Here is a 26,250-nt window from a genome sequence, read left to right on the forward strand (position 1 = left end):
ACAGGGCTGGAAACCACGGATGCCGGAGATGTTTACAGACTACGAAAACAGACCGTTGAACCGATCTTTGGCATTATCAAAAGCATCATGGGCTTCAGAAGATTCAGTCTGCGCAGCCTTGCAAAAGTCACGACCGAATGGACACTCGTCGCTCTCGCATACAACTGCAAAAGAATGGCACGGCTTCACGTAGCATAAGCTGGCTCAGCCTCGGCGTTATCAGCCACAAAATACCCAACCCGACAGGCTGTTAGTGGCTGGTCTGGCGCGGCAGCTTCAGCGGGTTTGTGCTGCGGAGCCCGGCTGGCAGAAGCGCGTCCGGCAGATCCTGATAGCACACGGGGCGCAGAAAGCGCTCAATGGCCGCCGTACCGACGGAAGTGCTGCGCGGGTCCGTTGTGGCGGGGAAGGGACCGCCATGCACCATAGCCGCGCAGACTTCCACGCCCGTGGGCCATGCGTTAGCCAGAATACGGCCAACCTTGCGTTCCAGAACCGGCATAAGCTGGCTGGCGGTGGCAATGTCGGCGTCTTCCATGTGCAGGGTCGCGGTGAGCTGGCCCTCAAGGCTGCGGCTCAGACGCAGCAGCGTCTCCAGATCCGGGCAGGCGACAATCAGGGAGCAGGAACCAAAAATCTCATGCTGCATCACCGGATCTTGCAGGAAATGCGCGGCATCCGTCGTGAAAACGGCAGCCTGACAGCCGGATGCCTCACCGTGTGGCCCACGCCCCAGCAGGGTGACGCCCGGACGGGTGCCGAGTGTTTCCACCCCAGCATCGTAAGACGCATGGATGGACTGTGTGAGCATGGTGGGCGCAGGGGCGGTTTTAAGAGCCTCCTGCGCGCTCTGGCAGAAGCGATCCAGATCCGGGCCGCTGAGGGCAAGAATAAGGCCGGGATTGGTGCAGAACTGCCCTGCGCCCATGGTAAGCGACCCAATAAAGGCTGCGCCCAGAGCGTCTGCACGGGTCTTCAGGGCTTCTGGCAGCAGATAAACGGGATTGATGCTGCTCATTTCCGCATACACCGGAACAGGCACCGGGCGGGCCGCCGCAATTTTGCTCAGGGCGATGCCGCCTGAGCGTGAGCCAGTATAGCCAACAGCCATAATAGCGGGGTGCCGCACCAGCTCTGCGCCAAGCGTATAATCCGGTCCGCCCAGCAAGGAGAACGTGCCCTCCGGCAGGCCGCATTTTTTCACGGCGGACTGGATGGCGCGACCGACCAGTTCACTCGTGCCGGGATGGGCCGGGTGCGCTCTGACCACCACCGGGCAGCCAGCGGCAAAAGCGGACGCGGTATCGCCTCCGGCAACGGAGAACGCCAGCGGGAAGTTGCTGGCTCCAAAAACAGCAACCGGGCCAACGCCAATGCGGATCTGGCGGAGGTCCGCGCGGGGCATCGGTTTGCGGTCGGGCAGGGCTTCATCAATCCGGGCATCAAGGCAGCGCCCGGCCCGCAGTTCCTGCGCAAACAGGCGGAGCTGGCCGGTCGTGCGGCCCCGCTCCCCCGTCAGGCGGGCCAGAGGCAGGCCGGTTTCCGCATGGGCGCGGTCCAGAAGGGGCTGCCCGAGAGCTTCAATTTCCTCCGCAATACAGTCCAGAAACTGCGCGCGGGCTTCCGGCGTGGTGGCGCGGAAGGTGTCAAAGGCTTCATCAGCCAGTGTACAGGCAGTCCCGGCATCTTCGGTGGTTGCGCAGGAGAACGCTGTGTCCAGCGCCTCACCCGTTGTGGCATTGAGGGCCTGAAAGGTTTCCGGGCGGTTGACCGTATTCTGGCCGATCAGAAGAGCGCCTGTCAGAGTCATAGGGTGTCCTTATATGCGGGAGCCGGAGCGCAGGCTGAACCTGTCCGGGCTGAAAGCTGTGGGGAGGGGCGCGCCACGCAGGATGTGGGCGCTCAGTGCTTCTGCGGTTACAGGGGCGAGAGTCAGCCCCAGATGGTTGTGCCCGTAGGCAGCCACAAGGCGTGGCGCGTGGCGGAAGCTGCCGAGGGCAGGCAGGTAATCCGGCAGGGTGGGGCGGGAGCCATACCAGCGTGCAAAATCAGACGCCACTGGCAGGCCAAGTGCGCGGACATGCGCTTCAAGCCGTTCCCATTTCCGTGGATCGGGCGGAGAGGAATCCTTTGTAAACTCGACAAAGGAGGTAGCGCGAAGCCGGGAGCCAAAGCGGGTGACGACAACGGCCCGGTCTTCAAAAACCGCATTGGGCAGAGTCCACCGGCCGCCATGAGTCCATTCCACATGGTAGCCGCGTTCCGCCACCAGTGGCACCGGGACATCGGGCAGCAGAGACCCCGAACGCACACCGCAGGCCACAACGACGCGGTCCGCAGTCAGTTCCCCCTGCGTGGTGCTGACACGTACAGTCTCTGCCTCGTGGTCGATTTTGAGTGCGCGGGCGGAAAGCGCTATGCCACCGACCGCTGTAAAGCGGGCCAGAAGTGTGTCCAGCACGTCCCGCGGGCTGGTGATGTGAGCGGTCTCAGCAAAATGCACTCCGGCTTTCACCGGTGAGGAGAGAAACTGGTTAAAGGCCGCAATCTGCGGTGCTTCCATGCGGATGGCGCGTGCAGGGCCGTGGTCAGCCTGAAGAGCACTGGCGGCTTTCTGCTCGGTATCATCCCCCTCCCACAGTTTCACAATGCCGCGCAGGTCCAGAAGGTCTGGCCTGTCCAGCGTTGTGATCAGTCTTTTCCATGCGGGCAGGGCGTTGAGCATCAGGCCGCGCAGGGCGTCGTCCCCCCGGTGGACTGTGCCCGGCAGGCAGGCACGGAGAAAGCGCACTGACCAGGGCAGCCATGCGGGCAGGCTGCGCCAGTCCAGTGCCACGGGCCCACGGGGGAAATGGTCAGACAGCACACGGGTTGCCGTGGCAAGGCGGGCCAGAACTTCCACCTGTTCCGTCGCGATATGCCCGGCGTTCCCCCATGATGGCGGCGTGCTGTCTGGCTCAGCTACCAGTGTTACGGCGCAGCCCTGTTCCTGAAGGCGCAGGGCGCAGGTACGCGCGATGATGCCGCCGCCCAGAACGAGGACGGGGCGGGGGGGAGGGAGAGCCTCCGTCATAGCGGTGCGCACGCGCGTTGCAGCCAGCCCTGCTCTTCAGTTGCAAGATGCGGGCCAATCTGTTCCAGAACATGCGCGTGGTAGCTGTTCAGCCAGTTCCGCTCAGCGTCCGTCAGGCGTTCGGGCATGATGCCGCGTGTATCGATTGGGGCCAGTGTGAGGGTTTTGAAGCGGAGATAGTCTCCGGTTTCAGTTGTGTAGGCCACACAGGTTTCCATCTGGTTTTCCAGACGCATGCCGTGGGAGCCGGGGGCGTAGAAGCCGGGTTCATTCGTCATGATCATCCGGTCATAGAGCGGGTCAAGCACCGGGCGGCGGGTGAAGCCGAGAGGCCATTCATGCACGGAAAGGCAACTGCCGACGCCATGGCCTGCCCCGTGGTCAAAATCCAGCCCTTCTTTCCACAGCGCCAGCCGCGCCAACGGGTCCAGCCTGTAACCATGCGTGCCTGCCGGGAATATGGCCTGATCCAGCGCAATCAGGCCCTGAAGCACGCAGGTATATTGCTTTTGCCATTCTTCCGGCGGGGTGCCGGTGCCCATCCAGATCGTCCGGGTGACGTCTGTGGTGGCGCACGTATACTGCCCGCCACTGTCAACCAGCAGAAAAGCATCCTCCTGCACCCTGCTGCATGCCTCCGCAGTCGGCGCGTAATGCATGATGGCTGCATTCGGGCCTGAGCCTGCAATGGTGTGAAAACTTGGGCCGATACAAAGCGCAGACTCACGGCGCAGAGCCAGCAGGTGGTCCGCTATGGCAGCTTCTGTCTGGCCGATACCATTGCGTTCCACCCAGCACAGGAAGCGGCAGAGGGCGATACCATCCAGCAGATGCGCACGCCGCATCCCCTCCAGTTCCGCTGGCGTTTTGCAGGCTCTGGGCATCAGGCAGGGGTCTGTGCCGTCTAAGAGTGTTGCATCGACGTCTCTGAGGATGCTGGCGAACCAGACAGGGCAGCGGCCTGTATCCAGCCGGACGGTCTTGCCGTGCATGGTCTGCAAAACCTGCTGCATATCCGCAGGCATATGCACACGGACGGCGGTGCCAAGGTGCGCGCGCACCGCGTCATCAATCCGGGTGATGTCAATAAACAGATCAACCGTGGCATCGGCATGCAGAATGGCAAAGCAGAGCACGACCGGCAAAAAAGGCAGATCACGCCCGCGGATATTCAGAAGCCAGGCAATGCTTGTCGGGTCAGGCAGAATAACGGCGTCCTGCCCGGCTTTGCGCAATGTTTCCGCAATGGTCTGGATTTTGGCGTGGGTTTCAAGCCCGGTGAGGGCAAGAGGCTGAAGACAGGCCGGGGTGGCCGGAGCCGGGGGCCGGTCAGCCCAGAGGGCATCAATCGGATTACAGGAGAGTGCGACCATATGGCATCCGGCCTGCTCCAGCGCCTCAATCTCCCGGATGCTGACGCTGCGCGGGTCAAACCCGATGGACAGCCCCCGCCCATGCTGCGCCAGCCACAGCGGCGGCGGTGTCTCATACATATGCTCAACAGACCAGAGCGAGGCCTCCACCTGCTGGCGCATCTGCACCTGATAACGACCGTCAGAAAAAACAGCCGCCTTTTTTGGCAGGACGACAGCCAGCCCGGCGCTCCCTGTAAAGCCGGTCAGCCAGGCCAGACGTTCCGCGCAGGCGGGAACGTATTCGCCAAGATGTTCATCACCGCGCGGCAGGAAGAAGCCGTCCACGCCAAGGCCGGACAGGGCAGCGCGAAGGGCCGTCAGGCGTTCTGTGGGAGTGGGCATGCTGGTGTCCGTCCTTCCAGACGATCAGTTAAACGGAGCCGTAAAGCTGTGCGCGGGTTCGGTAAACCAGCGGGGGCCGTCTTCCGTCATGTAAAAATGGTCTTCAAGCCGGATACCGAATGTTTCCGGGATAACGATCATCGGCTCGTTAGACATACAGTGCCCGGCCTTGAGCGGGGTGGTGTTGCCCCGCACCAGATAAGGAGCCTCATGGATGGAAAGCCCGATCCCGTGGCCTGTGCGGTGTGGCAGGCCGGGGAGGGTGTACCCCGGGCCAAGGCCATGCTGTTCCAGTACTGCGCGGGCAGCGTCATCTACCACATGGCAGGGTGCGCCAACACGGGCGGCGTGGAAGGCGGCGTACTGGGCCGCTTTTTCAATTTCCCAGATCCGCTGCTGTTCCGCGTCCGGCTGCCCGAAAGCGTAGGTGCGGGTGATGTCGGAATGATATCCGTCCAGACGGCAGCCGGTATCAATCAGAACAAGATCATTCTCCGCCAGAACCTGATCCCCGGGGATGCCATGCGGGTAGGCCGTGGCATGTCCGAACTGAACGGCGCAGAAATAGGATCCGTTATCGGCGCCGAGTTCCCGGTGGCGTGCGTCAATGAAACGCCGGATCTCGCTGGCCAGAAGGCCGGGCTTTAAAAACGCATAGGCGTCCTGATGCACCTGGAGCGTGATGGCCATGGCGTGTGTGATGAGGGCAATTTCTTCCGCCGTTTTGCAGGCGCGCAGGCCGGAAATTAGCCCGGCATCATCTTCCAGCACAAGGTCAGGCCGCGCTTTGCGCATGGCGGTGACAAACCCGAAGCTGAAGTCCGGGTCCAGTGCGATGCGGGCCCCCGCAGCATAGGGTGCCAGAGCGCAGCTGGCCGGATTTTCGTCCTCCTGCCATGTGGCAATCTCGACATTCGTGCGCAGGCAGGCCTTGAGAGACCCCGTTTCAAAATGCGGGCAGACTACAACAGGCGTGCCCTGCCGGGGGATAACCAGCGTTACCAGCCGTTCCGTTGCATCCCATGGCACTCCGGTAAAATAGCGCAGGCTGTTTCCGGCATTCACAGCAAGGGCGTCCAGCCCGGCTGTTTCCAGATGCTCCTGCACTGTGCGGATGCGCTGCGCAAAGGTTGCGCGGCCAATGGGGGCGGGCGGGGCAGGGAGAAGGGCTGCGGTGCTCACGAAAGGCGGCTCCAGACACAAAGGATGGTCGTTACGTATACGATAAACGAATTACAAAGCATGAGCAAGCAGCTCATTTTGTGTTCGTCACAAAGTGTTTGTTGAAGGGTATATCAGGAAAAGCAGGGAGCGGGAGGGAGGGGGAACGCTTTTTTTCACGGAGCGAGCGGAGGATGCTTTACGGGTCACTACGATGGTGTTACGTATACGATAAACGAAACGAGAGCAAAGCAAGGAGGCTCACGCATGGCACTGGAAATGACCTGGAAAGGCGTTTTTCCCGCAGTTACCACTCAGTTTAATGAAGATCTGTCCGTTGATCTGAAAGGCACGCAGAAAGTTATTGACGCGCTGATCAATGACGGTGTGCATGGTCTGGTGATGATGGGCACCTGCGGTGAAAACAATTCGCTCGAGCCTGAAGAAAAAGTCCAGATTCTGGAAGCCGCGCGTGAAGTGGCCGGAACCCGTGCGCCGCTGTTTGTCGGCGTGTCTGAAATGACGACGCCGCGTGCCGTCGCCTTTGCAAAGCAGGCTGCAAAAAGTGGTGCGGATGCGCTGATGGTGCTGCCCGCTATGGTCTATGTGCCAAAACCGCATGAGCTGGTTGCGCATTTCCGCGAAATTTCCAAGGCGACGGACCTGCCCATTATCATCTACAACAACCCGACATCTTACCGCGTGAATGTGGAACTGGATGTTCTGGCTGAACTGGAAGACTGCAAAACTATTGTGGGGCTGAAGGAAAGCTCTTCTGACACGCGCCGTTATACGGATGTGCCGAACCGCTTTGGTGATCGCTTTCTGATGATGGCCGGTCTGGATGACGTCGCGTTTGAAGGTCTGACACTGGGCGCAAAAGGCTGGATTTCCGGTCTGACAAGCGCCTTCCCGCAGGAATCCGTGGCTCTGGTTGAGTCTCTCCAGCGTGGAGATATTGAAACAGCTTTGCGTATTTACCGCTGGTTTATGCCGCTGCTGCATCTGGATGCAGCGCATGACCTCGTTCAGTCCATCAAGCTGGCGGAACAGGTGATGGGCCGTGGCAGCGAGCGCGTCCGCTCTCCGCGTCTGCCGCTGGAAGGTGAGCGGCGCAAGCAGGTTATCAGCATGGTGGAGGCCGCTGCGGCCAGCCGCCCCAAACTGGGCTGATCTGGCTTGTCTCCCAAACGGCTCCCTGCAAAGGGGGCCGTTTTTTTTAACCATCCTCCTGTTCCCGGTGCGGATTGCGCGTAAAGTATCACGATTGAAAAGAAGGGTTTAGCATCATGCCGGCTTATCGCACGCGCTCTATTTCTGTTGTCAGACGTCTGGCTCTCATGACCACGGCAGCCTTGCTGAGTTATGGGCCGCTTACCCATGCGCAGGCGGAAGCCGATCCGTCCGCGACAAAAGCCTTTCAGGACCTTTACCAGAAAGAGTGGGCGTGGCGCATGGACCTGCAGGGCAGTACGCCGGATGGGAACCACACGGCGCATCTCCCTAAAGCGGACCCGGCAACACAGCAGGCCCGGCTGGAGCGGTGGACAAAAACGCTGGCGGACCTGAATGCTATTCCGGCCAGAAGTCTTTCCGCGCAGGATCAGGTGAATTACGCGGTCTACAGGCAGCAGGTGACTGTTTTGCTTGATGACCAGAAGATGCAGGTCTGGCAAATCCCGTTTGACGCGGATTCAGGCTTCTGGAGCGATCTGCCTCCGTCCGATACGCCGTTCCTCAAAGAACAGGATTATCGTGACTATATCAGCCGCCTGCGTGATACAGGCCGCTATTTTGCGGATGAAATTGCGGCCATGAAAGCCGGGGTTGCGCGCGGCTTTGTGCAGCCAAAGCTGATTGTGGAAGAGCGCCTGCATGATCTGGAAAAAATGGCGTCCGTTACCCCGGAAGACAGTGCTTTTGCTCCGCCATTCAAACAGTTTCCTGACGCAATTCCTGCCAGAACGCAGGCTGAACTGCGGCAGGAGGGGCTGAACGCTATTCGCGAGACGGTGATCCCGGCCTATAAAACGCTCTATGCCTTCATGAAGGATGAGTATTTTCCGCACGCGCGGGAGTCACTGGCAGCGGAAGACCAGCCTGACGGAAAAGCCTATTATCGCTCCCAGATCCGGGAATATACCACGCTGGATATGAGCCCGGATGAAATCCATAAAATTGGCATCCGGGAGGTTGCAGGCCTGCATAAGCAGATGCTGGGCGTAATGGCGGAGACGCATTTTAAGGGTGATTTTGCAGCTTTCCTGAAATTCCTGCGGACCGACCGGCAGTTTTATCCCAAGACGGGTGATGAATTGCTGAAAGACGCCGCATGGCTGGCCAAGCGCGTGGACGGCAAAGTAGGCGACATTATTGGCCGCCTGCCACGCGGGCGCTTTACTATTGAACCTGTGCCTGCGGATGTGGCCCCGGTTTATACGGCAGGGCGCGGTGGGCCCCACATCTATCTGGTCAACACCTATGATCTGCCATCCCGCCCGCTTTATGCATTGCCTGCGCTGACACTGCATGAGTCCTCACCGGGCCATTCTCTTCAGTTGTCTCTGGCAGAAGAGCAGCCGGAAGTGCCGCAGTATCGTCGTTTCAATTATATTTCCGCCTACGGAGAAGGCTGGGCGCTCTATTGCGAATATCTGGGGAATGAGATGGGCATTTACGAAACGGCTTATGACCGCTTCGGTTATCTGTCCTATCAGGCATGGCGTGCCGCGCGTCTGGTTGTTGATACGGGGCTGCATCATCTCCACTGGAGCCGTGAGCAGGCGCGGGAGTATCTGCGGCAGAATACAGCCTTATCCGAGCATGAAATTGATACCGAGGTTGACCGGTATATTGCCTGGCCGGGGCAGGCCCTGTCCTATTATCTGGGGGAATCTGATATTCGCCGCAACCGCGCACGGGCGGAAAAGGCTCTGGGCAAGGCGTTTGATCTGCGGGCATTCCATGATGCCGTTCTGGCGACAGGCTCCGTCCCGCTGCCGGTGCTGGATGCCGCGGTGGATCACTTTATCCAGACAGGCGGCCGCTCCCCTTACGCAGGGGACAGCGCACACTGAGGCCCGGCATGCTCCTCAGGCAGGGCTTTTGGCCAGCCTGAGGACGCGCACCCCGTATCCCGGCAGTGTTACAGGCCCGGATATGGAGGCACCGGGGGTCAGCAGGTCGCGTGCTGATGTGTTCTCCGGCAGGGTAAATGTGACCGGCGTTCTGGCATGGTTGATCAGCACCAAAACATCATGCCCCTTACCGCGCCGCACGCAGGCTTCCACGTCCGCAGGCAGACTGGCGAAGGGAGAAAGCGCGTGAGCATTTTGCACCTGCGTTTTCAGATAGGTCTCCAGCGTTGCAGGGTCAGGGATGGTGCTCAGATACGTAATCTCCCCCTTGTCAACCTGATGGCTGGCAGCCACAGGCGCACCATCCAGCCAGCCATTGGACTGGCCATACGTGCCCTCTGTCCGGGTCGCCGGGTCCGTCGGCACCAGAGTTTCCGCCCAGCGGGTGCCAGTGCCATGGACTGTGCCATCTGCTGAGCCCTGTGCCTGCCCCAGAGAGAGCGGCACAGGCTGCACCAGCCCGTAAAATTGCGAGACATGCGCGCCCAGAGCTGCGGCGAGCGGGCCGGGCTGAAGATGCGGGTCCAGAGCGTTTTCCGCATCTTTCATGCCGGAGCGTGGGCCAAGCACAAGATGCCCGCCCTGACGGACCCATGCCAGAAGATGGTCTGCAACCTCCTGCGGGAGAACATTCAGGCCGGGAGCGACAATCAGCGTGTAGGGCGCAAGATTTTGGCGTGGAGAGATAACATCCACCGTGCCCGCTATGTGGCGGAGGGGGGCGTAAAAGGCAGTTAACGCCTTGACCGGATCAAACCCTTCAACCTGTTTCTGAAAGCTGATGGCCCAGCGTGAGGGCATGTCATGCAGGAGGGCGACCTGTGCGTGCGGCGTTGTCTCGCGCAGAGCTGGAGCAGCTTTTTCAAATTCTGCACCAATCTGCTGGATTTCCGCATAAATGGGGGCCGGGTTCCCATCTGCCCCGGCAATAACGCCGTGATATTGTTCCTGTCCGTTCAGGGCCGCGCGCCACTGCCAGTATTCCACAGCGTCCGCCCCGTGGCCGACCGCCTGCCATGCCAGCGCGCGGACCTCCCCTTTGTCATGGGCCAGATTATTTGGCCGCCAGTTGACAAAACCGGGGTCCGTTTCCGTGACCCAGAAGTTTTTCATCTTGTAGCCACGGGCCAGATCGTGCCGGGCGGCGTTGTCTGTCCAATCCGTCTCGTAATCATCCCACCCCACCAGATCGAGCGACTGGTGGAGGGTGTAGCCATCAAACCCGTCAAACCAGCCCATGGTGTTGGTGGTGATAAACTGGGAGGGCAGGGCATGCTGGCGGATCGGGTCTGCCTGATTACGGACGTAGCTGACCCATGTCTCTGTCACAAACTGCTTCCAGTTCAGGAGCAGGGCCGGGTTTTCATCCGCGTCATGCACCGGAATCTGGCCAAAATCCGAATAGGTCTGAGACCAGTAACTGGTCCACCATTTCTGGTTCAGGTTTTGAATGGTGCCATATTTTTTCTCAAGCCATGCATGGAAGGCTTTATGGGCTTCCGGGTCAAAAGAGGGTTCCGCCAGTTCATTATCAATCTGCCACCCGACCACCGTCGGGTTATGCCCGTAGCGGACAGCCATCCGTTCCGCCAGATCATGCGTTAAGGCCCGATACCGCGCACTGATAAAGGAAAATTGCTGCCGGTTTCCGTGTTCATCCCGCACACCAGCGTTTGAAACACGCAAAGTGTCAGGATAGGCCTGCGTCAGCCATGCAGGAGGGGCAGCACTTGGGGTGCCCAGTAGCACTTTCATATGGTGGCGGGCGGCCAACGTAATGGCATGGTCCAGCCAGCCCCACTGCCAGTCTCCCTCACGCGGTTCCATCCGGCTCCACGCAAATTCACCAACGCGCACCAGATGGATGTGGGCCGCTTCCATCAGAGCCAGATCGTGCTCCCAGACCTCTTCCGGCCATTGCTCCGGATACCACGCAGCCCCCAGCAGAAGGTCCTGCGCGGCAGGCTGAGAGGGCGGCTGCGCTGCCAGAGCGAGGGAGGACGCGCCAGCAAACAGGCTGAGGGCTAGCCCGGCCCTGTATGCAGACTGGTTCATAAACTGGCGTACAAAATGGCGGGCATCCTGCTGGACGCGGCGCAAAAACCGCCGGGAGAGGGCGGTAGACGCAGCGGACAGGACTGTGGCTTTACGGGTCATATCGGTCATGATACGTATACGATAGACGAAAAGCGTCACGAAAAGCAAAGCCGGATTGTGCTTTCATAGCGCGCCGCAGCACGGACTTTATAGCAATGCGTCACACATTTTTCTGTATTGATGGACATACTGCCGGAAATCCTGTTCGCTTGATCAGCGGCGGGGCTCCCCTGCTGCGCGGGACTTCCATGGGGGAGCGCAGGCAGGACTTTCTGGAACGGTTTGACTGGATCCGTACAGGCCTGTGTTTTGAACCGCGCGGGCATGACATGATGTCTGGCGGGTTTCTGTATCCTCCCACCCGGCCAGATACAGATGCAGGCATCCTGTTTATTGAAACCAGCGGATGCCTGCCGATGTGTGGGCACGGCACAATCGGGCTGGTGACCTTCGGGCTGGAACATGGACTTCTGACACCGCGTGAACCCGGACGGCTGAAACTTGAAGTGCCCGCCGGGATTATTGACATTACGTATACGGAAGACAATGGCCGTGTGCGGAGCGTGGCGATCCGCAACGTGCCTGCCTATGTTGCCGCAACAGGTGTGCAGATTGACGTGCCGGGTCTTGGGCCGCTGACGGTAGATGTGGCCTATGGCGGGAATTTTTWCGCCATTGTGGAACCGCAGGGCGCTTTTGAAGGGCTGGATCAGCTCGGTGCCCGCCGTATTCTGGAACTAAGCCCGCTGGTGCGGGAGAAAATGCGTGAAGCCATCTGCCCGGTTCATCCGCTGGATGAGCGTATTCAGGGGGTCAGTCACGTTCTGTGGGTCGATCAGGGCACGACGGCTACTCAGGGCCGGAACGCGGTTTTCTATGGGGACCATGCCATTGACCGCAGCCCCTGTGGCACAGGGACGTCCGCCCGGCTGGCGCATCTGCACCATAAAGGGGCTCTGAAGGTGGGGGATGTTTTCACCCATGAAAGCTATATTCACAGCGCCTTTAAAGGGACAGTGGCGGAAGAAACGACTTTGGGCGTACACACCGCTATTGTTCCTATTATTGAAGGCAGTGCGATTTCTACAGGCTTCAATACCATCTGGATTGATGAAGAAGACAGATTCTGCCGGGGGTTTCAGGTTTCCTGATCAGGAAACCTGATTTTTCTACAGCGGGGGAAAAGCCTCTTATAACGAATTCAAAATAAAAACTGGATTGTGGATTTTAGGTGACAGATCGGGCGTGTTGCAACACACAGCCCCTGAAGCGTGCAGAGCCAGAAACTCTGCACGCTTTTTTGTTGAGAAAAGAAAAAAGATAGAAAATTCAGAAACATATTTTGTTTCCGATCAAAGGGGAGGGCTTTCCGGTTCAGTCGCCAGAGGTGATTTCAAGCATGGCCATTAAGGCACGCTCTCCAACAGAATACCGCGGAAAACTAATTCCGCTTTGACAATGGTATACGATATCTGATAGCGATTTTGATGTTCTCACCACTCCAGAGTGAGCGGAACACCGCTCAGAATTAAGGAACGCTGAAGGATGTCGTCTTTACCCCATCGCCTCACGCTCCTCGCTTTTTCGTCATCATTGTCTCTGGCAATCGGGTCCAGTGCGTATGCTCAGTCTGCGGTCGCCGCAGTAAAGGCCTCCTCGCATCAGGATCAAACCACGGCTGCGGCTGTGAAGAAGAAAAACGAGTCAGCCCGCGTTGTGCGTCGCACAGCGAAGAGTGCCGCAGCGCAGCCGGAAGTGCTTACCGTAACCGGTTCCGCTCTGTCTTCCGGCAAAAATCAGGACCCCAACCCGGTCCAGATCATCAGTTCCAGAGATATTCAGCAGACGTCTGCGGTGACGTTGGGGGATTATCTCCAGCGTCTGCCCTCCATGGGGTCTCAGGGGGCCAATAACACCACCACCAACGGCGGCCTTGGCATGTCCTGCCCGGACCTGCGGAACCTCGGCCCGAGCCGTGTGCTGGTTCTGGTGGATGGCAAGCGTCAGGTTGAAACCATGGGGCAGGGCAGTTCCTGCGTCGATCTGAACTCCATCCCGGTGGATCAGATTGCCTCTGTGGAAATTCTGAAAGACGGTGGCTCCGAACTCTATGGTGCGGACGCGGTTTCCGGCGTTATCAACATCAAGCTGAAGCATAATCTGACAACCGGCAGCATTCAGGTGCGCGGCGGGATCAGCAGCTATGGTGATGGTCAGTCTGGCAAGATTTCAGGCTTCAAAGGCTTCAATTTTGACCATGACCGCGGGAATATCAGCATCTTTGGTCAGTATATGACCACCAGCCCGATCTACCAGCGTGACCGCCAGTGGTCCCGTCTGCCGTGGAACGCCAACGTGGGCCCGGGTGACACTGTGCCGTACGGCAGTTCCGTTTCTACCGCGACGCGTGTGATGGTGCCGAACGCCGATGGCAGCACCACCAACCTTGTGAGCAACAACACGGGCGGTGGTGTAAACGGCTTCCACACTTTCGGGAATTCCGACCGCTACAATTTTGCGCGTGATGCGTCCATGACAAACTACCTGCAGAGCGGGAATTTGTCCGGGGATATGCATTACGATATCAACAAGCACTTCCAGCTTTATTCCAGCGTCCGCTATACGCACAAGGACGCCATGAATGAGATGGCGCCCAACCCGCTGACGGGTGCGTCTTACCCGTCCACCCTCAGCACGTCCTGGATCCTGCCGGCAGGCAACCCCTACAACGTCTGGGGTGAAGATGTTTCCATGTATAAGCGGATGGCCGATCTCGGTAACCGTGAATACAAGGAAGGGGTTGATACCTATCAGGTTATGGGCGGCATGAAGGGCCAGATTGTCGGGAACTGGCAGTATGACCTTTCCATGACGTACGGCTCTTCCGTCGCGACCATGACCACCGACAACATGACGAACTATCGCAATGCGATGAACGTGCTGGGCACACAGCAGGTTGATCCGTCTGATGCGAACAGTGCTGTTATTTACAACCCCTCGGTCTGTACGTCGTCACCGGGGTGTACGCTGATCAATCCGTTTGCGCCGCTCTCCCAGCAGGCAAAAGACTATATCGGGTACGCCCAGAACGATCACAGCTACTACCAGATGCGTGACTTCAATGCCCGCGTCTTTAACAACAAGCTTGTGAAACTGCCTTATGAACACGGCGGAAACGTCGGGATTGCCGGTGGCGTCGAGCACCGGAGCGAGCAGGCAAGTTATACGCCGGATGCGCTGGCAGCCAATGGGGATCTGGGCGGTGGCGCCACCTATACCGGCGGCGGCTACAACGTGACGGAAGTGTATCTGGAAGGCAAAATACCGCTGCTCCAGAACGCATTTCTTGCAAAAGACCTGACCATTGATGCGCAGGGCCGCTATTCACACTACAACACCTTTGGCAGTGCAGAAAACTGGAAGGTCGGTATTAACTGGGCTCCTGTTCAGGATATCCGCTTCCGTGCAACGCTGGGCACCTCTTTCCGTGCACCGAACATGTCTGAACTGTTTGGTGGTCAGTCTATTTCCTATAACCCGGGCACGGATCCCTGCGCACAGGCCACCAGCTATGGTGCGGCCAGCGCTGCCGTCACGTCCAAATGTCTCTCTCAGGGTGTCAATCCTGCAAACTTTGTGAACGTCAACAGCGGGCAGATCCCGACGCTGACGGGCGGTAACCCGAACCTCCAGCCTGAAATTGGCCGGACATACACAGTCGGCACGGTGATCACACCGCGCTGGGTGCCGGGCCTGATGGCCTCTGTTGAATACTGGCACTATACCGTGCAGCACATGATTAACACGCTGCCTGTGCAGTATGTGGCAGACCAGTGCTATACCGGGGCGGACCCGTCCTACTGCTCTCAGGTACAGCAGCGTTCCACCGCCGGGCAGCTCACGCAGGTGAGTGATCTGTATGCCAACGTCGGCGGCCTGCGCACGAACGGTATCGACTTTGACCTGAGCTACCACATTCAGGTGACGCCTCAGGACTCCTTCACGCTGGAAAACAACTTCCAGCAACTGGTGGGTTACCTCCAGCAGAACGAGCCCAACGGCCAGTGGAACAACTATGCAGGGCGTCTGTTCTATCAAAGCGGTTACGGGATGCCCCGCGTGCGTGACTACGCAACGATCACCTGGCACCATAACGACTTCAGCCTGCGTTACATGATGCACTATACGGGCGGGATGAAGTTTACCGATGGTTCAAGCGATCTGTCCTGCAAGGCGTATGTCTACTGCAAAGTGCCGGGTATTTTCTCGCATGACGTGACGGTCAGCTATCGTCTCAACCGCTGGAACTTTGAAGGGGGTGTCAACAACATTCTCGACAAGAAGCCGCCGTTTGTGCCGGATGGTGCAACCAACACGGCTCTGGCGATGTATTCCGATGAAATTATCGGCCGCTACGTGTTCCTTCAGGCGGGTGTTCAGTTCTGATTTGTAATGAAGTCCGGAACGACCTAAAGACATAAGAGGATGTGATTATGCCTGGCCCTGTGCCAGGCATAATTGTTTGTATGATTTGCAGGGAGACTAAGGGCGTGTTTTCACGATATTATCTGTCTGGTCTGGGGCTGGCCTGTGTGCTGGCGGCCAGCACGGCAAGCGGTGTGGCTCTTGCGGCATCCGTACCGGGAACGGCAAACCCTGCGCAGGCGGCCCCCTCCGCACCCTCCGCACCCTCCGCACCCTCTGCTAGCGCGGCTTTTGCCGCTTTGCTGGATGAAGAATGGCAGTATCAGCTCCGCTCTTCCCCTGAGCTTGCCACCACCATCGGGGATTATCGCTATAACAGCCAGTGGACGGACTATTCTCTCGAGCAGATTGCGAGAGATAAAGTTACGACAACATGGTTTTTGAAGCGGTTTGAAGCAGTAAATCCGGCTGCACTGACTGAGCAGGAGCAGATCAGCCGCGCGATGATGATCCGCCAGCTTCAGGACAAGCTGGATGGGTTTGCGCTCAAAACTTACGAACTGCCGATTGATCAGGTGCAGGGCGTGCAGTTGATGCTGCCGGGCTTTGTATCCTCCATCCCGTTTGAAACAGCCGCACAGTATCAGGATTATCTGGACCGTCTGCATGCGTTGCCCACAGTGCTGGCGCAGCTGAAAGTCCTTGCGCAGCAGGGGGTGAAGGACGGTCTGGTTCCGCCGCGCTATCTGCTGGAAAAAGTGGTGACGCAGCTCGAACAGGTTGCTGAACCAGCGGGTGTGAAAAATGTGTTTGGCCAGCCGGTGGAAACATTCCCCAAAGGAATTTCTCACGCGCAGCAGGTTCGCCTGAAGCAGGCTATTTTGAAAGCGGTTGATACCGAGGTGCGTCCGGCCTTTGCCAGCTTCGCGCAGTTTGTCAAAACGGATTATGTCCCGCACGGTCGCGAGCATGAAGGCATCTGGTCCCTGCCGAATGGCGATGCGCTGTATCGCTATGCCATCCGTGTGCAGACTACAAGTCCGATGGCACCGGAGGACATCCATCAGCTTGGCCTCCAGCAGGTGAGCAAGATTGAAGCGCAGATGACGGATATTGCCCACAAACTCGGCTTTGCCGATCTGGCGGCTCTCCGGGCGTCTGTGGCGCATGACCCGAAGCTGTACGCAAAATCCCGCGAGGAAATTCTGGAGAAATATCGCGGCTATATCGCGCAGATGTGGCCCGCGCTGCCGCGTATTTTTAACAAAATTCCCACCACAAAGCTGGAAGTCCGCTCGGTAGAAGCCTACCGCGAGGCAGATGCGGCGGGGGCCGAGTATCATCAGGGCACGCCGGATGGCTCGCGTCCGGGGATCGTGTTCGTCAATACAGGGGATTACGACAAGCGCGATCTCTATACGATTGAAGATACGGCGTATCATGAGGGTGTGCCGGGGCATCATTTCCAGATTTCTCTGGCGCAGGCCATGCCGCTGCCTGCGTTCCGTCAGCAGGGGGCCTATAACTCCTACGTGGAAGGCTGGGCGCTGTATGCGGAAGGTCTGGGGAAAGAACTTGGTTTTTATCAGGATCTCTACAGTGACTATGGCCGTCTGAACGGGGCGTTGCTGCGGGCGGATCGTCTGGTGCTGGATACCGGGGTGCATTACAAACACTGGACGCGCCAGCAGATGAGCGACTTCTTCCACGCGCATCCGCCGACCAGTGAGCCGGATATGCAGGCGGAAACAGACCGCTATGTTGCATGGCCGGGGCAGGCGCTGGGCTATATGCTGGGCCAGCAAACCATTCTGAAACTGCGTGAAAAAGCCAGAACCGAGCTCGGTTCCAAGTTCGATATCAAGGCGTTCCACGACGTTATTCTGGGGAACGGGGCAATGCCGCTCGACCTGATGTCTGATCTGGTTGAAAAATGGATTGCAAAAACCAAAGCATCCTGAGCGACGCGCGGTTTTTTACGCCTTTCTGGTAGCGGCAGACGGGAGACCGGGCCGCTGCCGGAAAATTCTGCTGGCCTCCGGGCGTTGTGCTGCATAAGTTGCGCGCATGTTCAGGTGCCGTGTTCTTCCGTCTCTCACTCTGAAATCCTGCCTTTCTGGCGGGTGCGTTCCGCGTGCCCGGAGGGAAGGCTGAGATGTCTCTGGAAAATCTTGCCAGAACACTGGAAGGGTCAGGGGCGTATCGTGTGCTGCGTCGTCTGCGCCCGCACTGGCTGGAGACAATGCCCGAAGGCCGCCGCGTGCGCAAAGGTCTGTTTCTGGACCTTGAGACCACAGGACTGGACGCGGCGCTGGACGAAATTATTGAAATCGGGATGGTGCCGTTTGCCTACACGCTGGATGGCGGGCTGATTGGCGTTCTGCCAGCGTTCAGCCGCCTGCGTGAGCCCTCAGTCCCGGTGCCGCAGCGGGTGACGGAGCTGACCGGCCTGACGCAGGAGCAACTGGCCGGGCACAGCATCACCCCGGAAGAGGTCTCGGCTTTTGCGGCAGATGCTTCTCTGATCATCGCGCATAATGCCGCATTTGACCGGCCGTTTATTGAGGCCTTTTGTCCGGCTTTTGCCGAAAAGCCGTGGGCCTGCTCCATGGCGGATGTACCCTGGGATGCGGCCGGGTTTGAAGGCCGGAAACTCGGCTATCTTGCCATGCAGGCCGGGTTCTTTTTTGACGGGCACCGCGCAGCGGATGATTGTCTGGCGAGCCTTGCTCTTCTGGGCTACAGAGGCTTTCCCGAAGGGCGCACGGCTTTGTCTTTCCTGCTGGACCGGGCACGCGCGGTCTGGGTGCGGATCTGGGCGACACAGGCCCCGTTTGAAAGCAAGGAGACGCTGAAAGCCCGTGGCTACCGCTGGAATGACGGGATGGATGGGCGGCCCAAAGCATGGTTTATCGACCTGCCCCCTGAAAAAAGGGAAGAGGAAGAGGCCTTTTTGCGGGATGAAATTTACCGGCGGGATATTGAGCTTACTGTGAGCACGATAAAAGCCACTGACCGCTTTACAAGCCGGGTTTAGGGATAACGTGCCGAAGATTTTCTGGAGTGTGACGGGGCTGCTCTGTCTGCCCTTTGGAGCACTATTGACTGCGGCAGAGGCGGCAACCTGCCCGGATCTGTTTGCAAAAGGTGTGCCTCCAGCGGTTCTTTCTGAAACCGTGCGGGGCGGGACGGTTATGCTGTGTAATGATCAGTATGCCGTGCTGGCATCAGAACAGACACGCGGGCCGCTCTGGTCCGCGGAAGATCTGACGGAAGAAAATCTGGAAATTGCAGACCGGATGCAGCGGCATGACAGTTTTCAGCCGGATACCCGTCTGCCGCTGCCCATGCAGGCCTTTACGTCTGATTACACCCGCTCACATTATGATCGTGGGCACATGACGCCTAGCGGGGATGCCGCTGGCGCCGCAGCCCAGAAGCAAAGCTTTCTGCTTTCCAACATTGTGCCACAAACCCCGGAGCTGAACCGCGGCCCGTGGGAAGGGGTGGAAAGTGCGGTGCGCGGCTGGGCGCGGGAGGAGGGCGAAATTTTTGTAGTCACCGGGCCGGGCTATGATCCGGACCAGAGCCAGACGATTGGCACCCACCATATCCCTATTCCAGCCGTAACATGGAAAGCGGTGTACGACCCGGCAGGGAATGGCACGGGGGCTTATGTCTGCCTGAATACTGCCCATCCGTCCTGCCGGATTACCAGCGTGGCGATGCTGACCCGGCTGGTGAATATCGACCCGTTTCCTGCCCTGCCTGCAAGCATGAAGGACCATGTGGCAGGGATGCCGCCCATCCGGGAGAGTCCGTATGCTCTGGCAAAGCAGGACCGCACCCGCAAGCTGTTGAAGGAATGGGGGAAGAAAGCGGCGCAGAAGGCTCTGCGGGCGCTCGTAAAGTCTCTGGTGCCGTAGGAGTGTCGGGTTTCAGGGGGCCGGGCGCGGAGCCAGAACGCGGCAGGCCGCCAGATCCCACGCGGCACACCCGACAGATTTGAAAAAGACAGGTCGCCCTGCGGGGGGAGAATTACGCAGGGCAGAGGCCAGTGGCCGCACGGTTTTCCAGTCAATCCCGGCCTGAATCAGATCCCCTGCTTCCCCCGGTGCGCCAATCGGATCATCCACATAGACAACGCTGTTCCGGACGATAGTCGGCCCGACTTCAATCATATCCGGCTGAAAGGCCCCCACGCCGATAACCAGACACGCTGGGTCTGGGGGGCCGTCATATAAAATCTCCCGGCTGCTGGTTACGGTCAGGACGACGTCAAAAGGCGGCTCGTCCGGCTGTTCGGGCCGGATGGCTAACGGCAGATCTGCCTGTTGCTGGCAGAAGGCAGCCGCACCTTCCGGGCTGCGGGCGCGTACAACAAGCGTGATGTGTGGATAGAGCGCAGCAAAGGCCTCACAATGGGCCCGCGCCTGTGTGCCGGTGCCGATCATCAGCACACGACGGACGGGACCTCTGGCCAGAAGCCGGATACCCAGCAGGCTGACGGCTGACGTGCGGCGCATGGTAACGGTCGGTCCGTCCAGAGAAAAAAGCAGTTCTCCGGTGTGGGCGCTCGCGCAGGTGACCTGCCCCTGAATGGTCGGCCGGGACGTGCCTGCGTTGTCCGGGCAGAGTGTCAGCAACTTGGTAACCAGAAGATCCTGACTGACAGAGGGCATGTTCAGCAAAAGCGTGGAACTGTGCGGAGTAGGCGTAATGCTGCGTTCGGGGCATATCACAGCCCCCTTCGCATAGGCCTGAACGGTCTGTGCCAGTGCCTCGACCAGATCAGGAAAGGGAAGGGCTTCACGCGTCTGGGTGGCGGAATAATGCTTCATCAGTCAAACAGGCCAGCAGGAGGGGGCAGGAACGCTTAGCGGTCAATATGCCCCAGATCCTGCTGGGGTGAAATAATATCCCGCACTTTCTGTTTCAGTTCTTTGGGGCCGGGAAAGCCTCCGTCACGCTTGCGTTCCCAGATCAGATGATCATCCACATGGATTTCAAACCGGCCCCCGCTTTCGGGCACCAGCGTGACGCCGCCCAGTGCGTCTCCAAAAGTGGACAGCAGTTCCTGAGCCATCCACGCCGCCCGCAAAAGCCAGTTGCATTGTGTACAGTAATAAAGGGTGATGCGCGGCTTGCTGTGCGTCATGCCGGGTTCTCTTTTTGAAATAGGGGGACGCGTGTCCCGTCTTTCATGCCATGTCTCACAGGTCTTTGCCAGACGGGAGACATGGCGGATTACAGGCGGTCTGCTGGTGCGGCCATATCAGATTATGAGAGCCGTGCCAGGTTTACGCCTGCGGGCAAGAGGTTATTCCGGTATTTTTGTGATCTCTTCAGCCGCAGTGGTGAGGATCTGGGTGATACGTTTAAGGGCTTCGGGTGAGCAGCCCCGTTTGCGCATCATTGCCTGTTTGAGGGCATGCCGAGCCTGATGCAGGGCATCGGCGGCTTCCGGGTCGACCGCGTTCACACCGGCAAAGGCTTCCCGCACTTCACTCATACGGCTGCCGATGCGGGCCAGTGTTTCCAGAATCCCATCGGCCTGTTCCCGGTTTTTTTCCAGAAAGGCGCGTCCTTCATCTGTCAGGCTATACAGCTTGCGGTTGCCCTGCTGCGTGACGGAGGTGTGGTCAATTTCTTCCAGATAGGTGAGGGCCGGGTACACCATGCCGGGGCTTGGAGCATAAAAGCCGCCGGATTTTTCTTCCAGCAGACGAATGAGTTCATACCCATGCGCGGGCTGGTCCGCCAGCAGGGCGAGCAGGATAAGCTGGAGTTCCTCCGAGCTGAGCTTGCGGCCTCTGGGGAAGTCTCCCCCGCCGGGGCCGCGTCCAAACCCGCGCCCGAAACCACGGCCAAAGCCGCGACCCCCGGCAGGGTGTCCGCCGCGCGGTCCTGCGGCATAGTGAGAGTGATGGAAAGGGTGAGTGTGTTTTTCTGTGTTCATCATGTCTTACGATATAAATATCTTAAGATATATTTCAAGACTTATTTTTAGATTTAATTCTCAGACCGTATCCGGCTTGTGCAGAATGATGGCTTGATCTGGCTTTCACTCTCTCGCATCATTAAAAAATGTGTAGCAGATCAAGCTTTTATCCGGCTGGCGCGGCAGGACTGGCGCTTGTGGGGTTTCTCTCAGCTCCGTCAGCTTTCGCGCAGGGCGCAGCAGGCGTTGAGCCGTCTCCAGCCGAGCAGGCCCTTATCAACCGTCAGATTGCGGCGATCCGGAGTCCGCAGGATCGCACTGCGGTACAGAACCAGAGTCTGGTCTGGAAAATGACGACCTTCCTCTGCCAGAAAGCTGCCCGTGCGCCGCTGAAGCGGCTGGGCGCGGGAGACCGGTTCTTTTTGCAGGATGATCAGCCGGGCAGTCAGGTGCTGGTCAGCCCGTCTCTACTTGAAGGGCGTGGGCAGTTCCGGCACGCGGACGGCATAAGCTGGACGTCTTTCAGATGGTCCTGCCATCTCAACCCCAAGACCGCAGCAGTGCAGCGTTTTGAGGCAACGCCTTTTACGCGCACGGAGGCTGCGGCTGCGCCGTCACCCCCTGCCGGGCAGGTTCCTGCCTGCCAGCCCGCGCAGATGGATGTCACGCTGGACAGCCGGAATGGCGCGTTTGATGGCATGTCCCAGTCTGGCACAGTGCTTGTTGTCAAAAATACAGGTCCTGCCGCCTGCATCATGCCGCCGGTGCCACTGGTGCAGTTTCAGGACGCAGCGGGGAAAAAACTTCCGGCGTTCAGGCGGGAGAGCGTGCCGTCCCGCAGGCCCGGCCCGCACGGGGCCAGTGCCCGGCAGCATGTTGTCCCCGTTCACATGGAAGCAGGCGATGTCAGAGAGGCGACACTGCACTGGGTCTCGGGGGAGGTGTTTGATGACAGCCATAACTGTGTGCGCCCTGCGCAGCTTGTGCTGAAGGTCGGGCAGGGGGAGAAAAAGGTGCCCTTTAAAGGCCAGATCTGTGCGCCTGCCGGGTCCCCTCAGAGTTTTGACCAGAGCCCCTTACAGGCGCATACGGATGCGCAGTAACTCTCTGAAAAGGCTGACTGTGCGAGGTATGCGGTGTTTCTGCGGCAACTGACTTATCTGATTGCGCTGGACCGGTGCCGTCACTTCTCGCGTGCGGCGGAAAGCTGCGGGGTGTCTCAGCCAGCTTTATCCGCCGGCATCAGGCAGCTTGAAAACGAGCTGGGCATCACCATCATTCAGCGCAACCGGCGCTTTTATGGCCTGACGGAAGAAGGCAAGCGCGTCCTGCTCTGGGCGCGGCAGACACTGGCCGCGCTGGATGGCCTGAAGCAGGAAGCCGCTTTTGCACAGGATATTGCCGGTGGCTCTCTTTCCATTGGCGTCATGCCGCCTGCCATACAGGTTGTGCCCCTTCTGTTGGAAAGCTTCCGCACGGCCGTGCCTGCACTGCATGTGGACGTGAAGGTCTATTCCAGCACAGATATTACACGCATGCTGCGGGAGCATCATCTGCAATTGGGGATTATGTATCTGGACCAGTTGCCGGGGGATGGCGTGTTTGAATCCCGTGCGCTCTATGCGGAGCAGCATGTGCTGGCAGCGGCTGGCTCTGTTCAGCTCCCGGCGGGCAAGGATTGCAGCTGGGAGGAGCTTGCAGCCCTGCCGCTTTGTCTGCTCAGCCGCAATATGCGCAGCCGGCAACTGGTGGATGCCGGGTTCAGGGATGCTGGCGTGACCCCGACCGTTATGCTGGAAACCGATGCGCTGGAACTGCTGCATGCAGAACTGCTGGGCGGGCGTCTGGCAAGTATCCTGCCGGTGGCGGCGTTGCCTGAGCGTGTCGGGCTTTCAGGCCTCCAGCTCCGGCGCATCAGCGGTTGTGCCTCGCCCGATGTCGGGCTGGTGCGGCTGAGCCAGCCCAATACCAGCAAGCTGCTGACGCGCCTTTGGGATGTTGCGCAGACACTCAGCATGGCAGACATTTATCTGGTCTGATAAGCAGGCTTTATAAGTTTATCATTACAAACATTTGGACGAAGGCCCCCGGTTTTTCGCATTGTCCCGCATCGTGCAGGAGGGGGTGCCATGCGCCGGGATAATGTGATGATGGCTCAGAGCATGGCCGGGCCGGAGGGAGGTCTGCTGGGCAGACTGCTCCGGGGCAGCCAGCGTGCCCCCCTGCGCAGCAGGCTGAGCTGGCTGCTTGAACCCTCAGCCATGGATCTAGTCTTTGCTGTCCGGTCCTCTCTGGCGGCTGTTCTCTCTCTGCTGATCGCTATGGGGATGGAGCTGGACAGTCCGCAGTGGGCACCGCTGACGGTCTGGGTTGTCGCGCAGTCCTCGCGTGGGGAAAGTCTGGCCAAGGCCCGGTGGCGTATTGCGGGGACAGTGCTGGGCTGTTGCATTGGTGTGGCCCTGATTGCGGCCTTCCCACAGGCATCAGCCCTGTTTTTTTGTAGCCTCGCGCTGTGGATCGGTCTCTGCTGCGGCGGGGCCACCTTTCTGGAAAGTTACCGGGCCTACGGCTTAGTGCTGACAGGCTTTACCTCTGCGATTGTGGCCACCGGGGCCATTGCACAGCCAGACGAGGTATTTGATATCGCCATGGCGCGCGGCACCTACATTATTCTGGGTGTAGTGTGTGAGGCTCTTCTGGCCGTGCTGTTTATGCCAACCCTGCAAACACAGGCCCGCAAACGGCTGCTGGACCGGCTGAATGGGGCGTTTCAGACTGTGCGGCAGGTCGTGTCCGATCTGGTCAGCGGGCGTGCAGATGCCCAGACACAGGGGCAGGTGCTGACAGACTTAATGGCGGCCAATGCCCGTATTGAATTTGATGCGCTGGAAATGGGGCCACGCACCCATGCGGCGGACCACGCACATGCAGCCGTTGCCGCCATGATGATGGTGCTGGCCCGCGCACGCGGTGTTGCGCTACTGGAACGCAACGCGCAGGCCGGGCAGGAGGAGGTGCCGCTCCCGGCCTCCCTTTATGGGGATTACGATGTGGCGCGCCAGCATATTGACGCCTGCGCACATCCAGAACGTGGAGACCGCTTTCGTTTTAAAATGACGTCCCGCCGTCATGCGCTGGAAGCCGTTGAAAATGGCGTGCGCGCCTGTTTTGGTATTCTGGCAGGGTGGCTGGTCTGGGAGGTTACGGGCTGGCCTGCGGGGGCGGGATTTATTTCCTTTGTGGCGCTTGTTTATGGCCTGCTGGCTACGCGTGAAAATCCTGTTCTCGCCTCCACCCCGTTCCTGAAAGGCGCCTTATGGTGTGCTTTTGCTGCGGCTATTTATGCGTTCTGGATTATGCCTGCGGTTACGGCCCCCGAAGTCCTGATTGTGATGCTGATGCTTGTCATGACTATTGGCGGGCTTGCGGCCCGTAAACCGGCAACGGCGGGTTATGCGTTTTCCTTCAACATGTTTTTGCCGGTCCTGATTGACCCCGGGAACCAGAGCCGCTTTTCTGAAGTGGCTTTTCTGAACAACGCTCTGGCTTTTCTGGTCGCGGTGACGTTTGTGGGCTGGACGTATCGCCTTGTGCTGCCCTTCCGTGTGGACTCTCACATGCGGCGCACGGAACGGTGGGTGGCGCAGCGGCTGAAAGCTCTGGCGGCTCCCGGCAGCAGAGTGACGGTGCATCAGTGGCTTTCAGAAAATGCATCCAGCCTTGTGCGTATTTTACGGAACGCGCAGGGCGTGCCGCAGCCAGTCCGGCTGGCTTATATGCAGATGCAGTTTCGCGCCATGACGATGGGCATGCATATTGTCTTTTTGCGGGATGTCGCGAAGGACCCCGTTCTGCCGCAAGGCGCGCGGCGGGGGCTTTTGGTATTTTTGCGGAAGTGGGGGCAGACAGGTGCGGATGCCACGGCATGGGCTGCGGTGACGGAAGGATGGTTGCTGCGCCAGAGGTCGGGCGCTCCGTTTGAAGTACAGGAGATACTCCAGAAGGCCGCAACCAGCCTGCGTATTCTTGCCGCTGAGCGCCGGGATGGTGGCTTGTCCTGAAAGCGGGTGTGTTGCTTGAGAAGGTTGGCTGCTGCACAGGCGGCCCTGCCGCAGGAAGATTTTGTAAAAAAACGGGGAAGGTGCCATTTTCTGCTGGTGCACACGGTGCAGGCAGAAAGGGTGAGCCTCGTGAACGTCAGAAAAACTGGTAAAAAAGGTCTTGTTTTTAAAGCTCTGGCCGGGCTGGAACTAGCGTTTGTTGCGCTGGAAATTGTGGGCGCCGGGGGTGTATGGACGGCACAGTCCGCAACCGCTGGCACCTTGACTATTCCGTTGCACCCGGCCGCACAGGTGCAGAAAACCAGCACCGTTTATCGCTGCTCCGGCGCGCAGGATCTGCTTGATAAACTTCCCAAACCGTTTGTGTCCGTCACGTATCTGAACGCAGGTGCCGTCAGTCTCGCCGTGTTGCAGGTGGAAGGGGAAACGCAGGTTTTCTCGAACGTGATTGCCGCATCCGGAGCGCGCTACACCGCAAACCGTTTTGAATGGTGGAGCAAAGGGGACACGGCGTTTTTCTCGGAAGTGGGGCTGGAGGCCACCAGGCCGCTGACCTGTGAGGCCACTCATCCGGCATCTGCGCGTCATACGCGCTGAG

Annotated in this window: 20 protein-coding genes; 12 read left to right on the forward strand and 8 right to left on the reverse strand. The window is 59.1% G+C overall.

The genetic code is table 11. From position 1 onward, the window contains the following. Positions 1 to 198, forward strand: a 198-nt coding sequence (locus tag KP699_RS13220) for a transposase (protein ID WP_215762948.1), incomplete at its 5' end; no start/stop codon positions are given. 52 nt (positions 199 to 250) lie between these two features. Here the strand turns inward: KP699_RS13220 and KP699_RS13225 are convergent. The 4 genes from KP699_RS13225 to KP699_RS13240 are packed head-to-tail and all read right to left on the reverse strand — an operon-like array spanning position 251 to position 6,012. Next, positions 251 to 1,810, reverse strand: a complete 1,560-nt coding sequence (locus KP699_RS13225; RefSeq protein ID WP_215762949.1) for an aldehyde dehydrogenase (NADP(+)) — start codon at positions 1,808 to 1,810, stop codon at positions 251 to 253. Positions 1,811 to 1,819: 9 nt separating this feature from the next. Further along, positions 1,820 to 3,073 carry an FAD-binding oxidoreductase gene (locus KP699_RS13230; protein WP_215762950.1) on the reverse strand — a complete coding sequence of 418 codons (1,254 nt, stop codon included), beginning with the start codon at positions 3,071 to 3,073 and terminating at the stop codon, positions 1,820 to 1,822. Next, complete coding sequence (locus KP699_RS13235; protein WP_215762951.1) at positions 3,070 to 4,830, reverse strand: aminopeptidase P family protein; 1,761 nt, start codon at positions 4,828 to 4,830, stop codon at positions 3,070 to 3,072. Before KP699_RS13235 ends, KP699_RS13230 begins: the two co-directional genes overlap by 4 nt. Positions 4,831 to 4,854: 24 nt before the next feature. After that, the gene (locus KP699_RS13240) at positions 4,855 to 6,012 is read right to left on the reverse strand and encodes a Xaa-Pro peptidase family protein (protein WP_308164924.1); all 1,158 of its coding nucleotides are present in this window, start codon (positions 6,010 to 6,012) and stop codon (positions 4,855 to 4,857) included. Positions 6,013 to 6,258: 246 nt separating this feature from the next. On the opposite strand from KP699_RS13240, the gene KP699_RS13245 reads away from it, so the two are divergent. Together KP699_RS13245 and KP699_RS13250 are read left to right on the forward strand one after the other, a co-directional pair. After that, positions 6,259 to 7,164, forward strand: a complete 906-nt coding sequence (locus KP699_RS13245) for a dihydrodipicolinate synthase family protein (RefSeq protein ID WP_077929711.1) — start codon at positions 6,259 to 6,261, stop codon at positions 7,162 to 7,164. Positions 7,165 to 7,280: 116 nt separating this feature from the next. Then, positions 7,281 to 9,068, forward strand: a complete 1,788-nt coding sequence (locus KP699_RS13250) for a DUF885 family protein (RefSeq protein ID WP_215762953.1) — start codon at positions 7,281 to 7,283, stop codon at positions 9,066 to 9,068. A gap of 15 nt (positions 9,069 to 9,083) precedes the next feature. On the opposite strand, the gene KP699_RS13255 is transcribed toward KP699_RS13250, so the two are convergent. Next, positions 9,084 to 11,285, reverse strand: a complete 2,202-nt coding sequence (locus tag KP699_RS13255; protein ID WP_252347060.1) for a beta-galactosidase — start codon at positions 11,283 to 11,285, stop codon at positions 9,084 to 9,086. 95 nt (positions 11,286 to 11,380) lie between these two features. Here KP699_RS13255 and KP699_RS13260 point away from each other — a divergent pair, with 95 nt between their 5' ends. From KP699_RS13260 to KP699_RS13280, 5 genes are all read left to right on the forward strand, one after another. Continuing rightward, entirely contained in the window at positions 11,381 to 12,376 is a 996-nt protein-coding gene (locus tag KP699_RS13260) for a 4-hydroxyproline epimerase (RefSeq protein WP_215762954.1), read from the forward strand. 394 nt (positions 12,377 to 12,770) lie between these two features. Next, complete coding sequence (locus KP699_RS13265) at positions 12,771 to 15,671, forward strand: TonB-dependent receptor domain-containing protein (RefSeq protein WP_215762955.1); 2,901 nt, start codon at positions 12,771 to 12,773, stop codon at positions 15,669 to 15,671. A 104-nt stretch (positions 15,672 to 15,775) separates the two neighbouring features. Continuing rightward, a complete protein-coding gene (locus KP699_RS13270) occupies positions 15,776 to 17,611 on the forward strand; it encodes a DUF885 family protein (RefSeq protein WP_308164925.1) in 1,836 nt (611 codons plus the stop codon). A gap of 194 nt (positions 17,612 to 17,805) precedes the next feature. Next, positions 17,806 to 18,687 (forward strand): 3'-5' exonuclease, encoded by an 882-nt coding sequence (locus KP699_RS13275; RefSeq protein ID WP_215762957.1) that lies wholly within the window; start codon positions 17,806 to 17,808, stop codon positions 18,685 to 18,687. A gap of 7 nt (positions 18,688 to 18,694) precedes the next feature. Continuing rightward, positions 18,695 to 19,576: a DNA/RNA non-specific endonuclease gene (locus KP699_RS13280; RefSeq protein ID WP_308164926.1), complete on the forward strand. Its 882-nt coding sequence runs from the start codon at positions 18,695 to 18,697 to the stop codon at positions 19,574 to 19,576. A 12-nt stretch (positions 19,577 to 19,588) separates the two neighbouring features. On the opposite strand, the gene KP699_RS13285 is transcribed toward KP699_RS13280, so the two are convergent. From KP699_RS13285 to KP699_RS13295, 3 genes are all read right to left on the reverse strand, one after another. After that, complete coding sequence (locus tag KP699_RS13285; RefSeq protein ID WP_215762958.1) at positions 19,589 to 20,491, reverse strand: delta(1)-pyrroline-2-carboxylate reductase family protein; 903 nt, start codon at positions 20,489 to 20,491, stop codon at positions 19,589 to 19,591. A 35-nt stretch (positions 20,492 to 20,526) separates the two neighbouring features. Then, positions 20,527 to 20,808, reverse strand: coding sequence for a SelT/SelW/SelH family protein (locus tag KP699_RS13290; RefSeq protein WP_077929716.1), 282 nt, complete (start codon positions 20,806 to 20,808; stop codon positions 20,527 to 20,529). Between the two features lie 162 nt (positions 20,809 to 20,970). After that, positions 20,971 to 21,612, reverse strand: a complete 642-nt coding sequence (locus KP699_RS13295) for a PadR family transcriptional regulator (protein ID WP_212376381.1) — start codon at positions 21,610 to 21,612, stop codon at positions 20,971 to 20,973. A 176-nt stretch (positions 21,613 to 21,788) separates the two neighbouring features. Here KP699_RS13295 and KP699_RS16655 point away from each other — a divergent pair, with 176 nt between their 5' ends. The 4 genes from KP699_RS16655 (at position 21,789) to KP699_RS13315 (ending at position 26,249) form a co-directional block, all read left to right on the forward strand. After that, positions 21,789 to 22,694 carry a DUF4232 domain-containing protein gene (locus tag KP699_RS16655; protein WP_215762959.1) on the forward strand — a complete coding sequence of 302 codons (906 nt, stop codon included), beginning with the start codon at positions 21,789 to 21,791 and terminating at the stop codon, positions 22,692 to 22,694. 33 nt (positions 22,695 to 22,727) lie between these two features. Then, on the forward strand, positions 22,728 to 23,630 hold the full coding sequence (locus tag KP699_RS13305; RefSeq protein ID WP_086654686.1) for a LysR substrate-binding domain-containing protein: 903 nt from the start codon (positions 22,728 to 22,730) through the stop codon (positions 23,628 to 23,630). A 90-nt stretch (positions 23,631 to 23,720) separates the two neighbouring features. After that, positions 23,721 to 25,652: an FUSC family protein gene (locus KP699_RS13310; protein ID WP_252347061.1), complete on the forward strand. Its 1,932-nt coding sequence runs from the start codon at positions 23,721 to 23,723 to the stop codon at positions 25,650 to 25,652. A 129-nt stretch (positions 25,653 to 25,781) separates the two neighbouring features. Next, positions 25,782 to 26,249, forward strand: coding sequence for an MliC family protein (locus KP699_RS13315; RefSeq protein ID WP_308164927.1), 468 nt, complete (start codon positions 25,782 to 25,784; stop codon positions 26,247 to 26,249). Position 26,250: the final 1 nt, after the last annotated feature.

The sequence above is a fragment of the Acetobacter sp. P1H12_c genome, from assembly GCF_018811975.1.
GTDB lineage: Bacteria > Pseudomonadota > Alphaproteobacteria > Acetobacterales > Acetobacteraceae > Acetobacter > Acetobacter persici.